The 2,308-nt window shown below is 59.8% G+C and carries 2 protein-coding genes and 1 tRNA gene; 2 read left to right on the top strand and 1 reads right to left on the bottom strand.

Annotation, left to right across the window (positions count from 1 at the left end; all coding sequences use genetic code 11):
* Positions 1–216 precede the first annotated feature (216 nt).
* Positions 217–1,364 (top strand): IS3 family transposase gene (locus WFP78_RS23365; protein ID WP_336966914.1). Its coding sequence is split into 2 segments (ribosomal slippage): positions 217–475 and positions 475–1,364, totalling 1,149 coding nucleotides; the frame shifts between segments, so codons are not numbered across the junction.
* Positions 1,365–1,655: 291 nt separating this feature from the next.
* A tRNA-Glu gene (locus tag WFP78_RS23370) sits at positions 1,656–1,730 on the top strand.
* Between the two features lie 121 nt (positions 1,731–1,851).
* On the opposite strand, the gene WFP78_RS23375 is transcribed toward WFP78_RS23370, so the two are convergent.
* On the bottom strand, positions 1,852–2,211 hold the full coding sequence (locus WFP78_RS23375) for an alpha/beta fold hydrolase (RefSeq protein ID WP_336966916.1): 360 nt from the start codon (positions 2,209–2,211) through the stop codon (positions 1,852–1,854).
* Positions 2,212–2,308 lie beyond the last annotated feature (97 nt).

The following is a 2,308-nucleotide window of genomic DNA, read 5'->3' on the forward strand; positions in this document are numbered from 1 at the left end:
GCAAGCTCAAAGAGTTCAAGCGCATCGCCATGCGCGCCTGCAAAACCGATCAGAGCTTTGAAGCCATGATCTATCTCGCCGCTGCCGTCATCAATTCCCGATGAATCCCTACAACCCTTAGAGCAGTGAACGATGAGATTGAATCGTTCACTGCTTGGCCTGCTGCCGGTTTGGCGGACACCGAGATAAGGTGTTTTCACCAATCGGAGAGCATCAATGCAGAGAAGGAAGTTCGCCCGCGAGTTCAAGCTTGAGGCGGTAAGATTGGTCCGGGAGCGCGGCGTGGCAGTTGCGCAAGCCGCACGCGATCTGGATGTGCACGAGAACGTGCTGCGCAAATGGGTGAAGGAACTGGCCGCCGATCCGGGCCATGCCTTCCCGGGGCACGGTCAGATGAAGCCGGAGCAGTTGGAGATCGAGCGGCTGCGCCGCGAAGTGGCCAAGCTGAAGGCGGAACGCGATATACTAAAAAAAGCCGCCGCCTACTTCGCGAGGGACTCGATATGAGGTTCGCCTTTATCGCGAAGCACCGAGGGATCTGGCCGGCGGCGTGGATGTGCGAGGCGCTCGGTGTCTCGCGGAGCGACTTTCATGCCTGGCTCACTCGTGCGCCATCGCAGCGGGTGCGGGATGATGACGAGATCGGCGCTCGGGTCAGGGCCAGTCATGTCGGCAGCTACCGCACTTACGGAGCTCGCCGGGTATGGCACGACATCCTTGCCGAAGGCATATCCTGCGGTCTGCATCGGATCGAACGGCTCATGCGCCAGCAGGGTCTTCGGGCAAGGCCACGCCGGCGGGGGCTACCGAAGGATCATGGCGAACGCTCGGTCATCGCCGGCAATGTGCTGGAACGCCAGTTCACGGCCGACAGGCCCAACCAGAAGTGGGTAGCCGACTTCACCTACATCTGGACCGCGGAAGGGTGGCTTTACGTGGCCGCCGTGATCGACCTGTTCTCGCGCAGGGTGGTGGGCTGGTCGATGAGCGACACGATGACCGCCCAGCTCGTCACCGACGCGCTCATCATGGCGATCTGGCGGCGCGGCAAGCCCGATGCCCTACTGCATCACTCGGACCAGGGCAGCCAGTATACCAGCGAGCAGTTCCAGCGGCTCATGGCCGACAACGGCGTCACCTGTTCGATGAGCAGGTCTGACAATGTCTGGGATAATGCAGCCATGGAAAGCTTCTTCTCCTCGCTCAAGACCGAGCGGATCGGGAAGAAGGTCTACCGAACGAGGGCCCAGGCGAAGGCCGACGTGTTCGATTACATCGAATGCTTCTACAACCCGACCCGGCGCCACTTGACCCTGGGTTACCTCAGCCCCATCGACTTCGAAATGGAAGCTGGTGTAGCCTGAATGAGCCTATCTCGGTGTCCGCCAAACCGGCAGCTGGCCAGCTCTGATTGCCTTCTGTATTCCGCATTCTGCGAGCCGTCGGCTGTTCCAGCCGACTTCAGAATGCTCTAGCCGTTTGGTCCCGACATTCGATGCGCCGCATTTCCCGGGCCGCCAGGTGAACGCACCTGACGGGAAAAACGCTCCAGGGACAGCACCGGAAATCTGCGCGGCACAGCCACCCTTTCCCCTTGACGCCTCGCCCCGATCCCCGTACAGGCACCTCCCTGCCAGCCGCCCACAGCGGCCAGTGGCCCCTTCGTCTAGCGGTTAGGACGCGGCCCTCTCACGGCTGAAACACGAGTTCGATTCTCGTAGGGGTCACCAGTCAAGCGATTTATCGCTTTGATTTTTATTGATAATTTCTAGTTTCCGAGAAACTGATACCACAGGCGTTCCCACATTTTCCGTGGGGCCTGATGGCATGATTCGGGACTTGGCGGGACATTCAAGCCTCAGCGAGGAAAGGCAGAGCATCAAGAAGAATGGACGCAAGCTCCGAGGCTCTCTGCTTGATGAGCATGTGCCCCGCACCAGGCATGATCTCGAAACGCGAGCGTCCTCCAGCTCCCACAATTCGTTCGTGAATAGCCCTTGCATACTTTGGAGGAACCAGTGCATTGCTTTCGCCGTGCACGAAGAGCGTGGGGCAGCGAATGCGCCCTGCCGCCTCGATGAGTGTTTGCGATGGCGCTCCGAGCGTAACCTGCACCATGCTGAGAAGAATCTCGGGGTGCATCGTCAGGACTGCGAGTTCCTTCTCCACCTCCTCTGCGGACACTGTCTCGGGCGCAAAGATGTCTCGCATCACCCTCTTGAGAACCCAATGGTGTGGATCGGCGTGCAAAAAGGACCCCGTTAGCGGGGTGATCGGCGTCTAAAAGGGACCCCTCATTTCGATGGTT

This window comes from Sphingobium aquiterrae, assembly GCF_037154135.1.
Classification (GTDB): Bacteria; Pseudomonadota; Alphaproteobacteria; order Sphingomonadales; family Sphingomonadaceae; genus Sphingobium; species Sphingobium aquiterrae.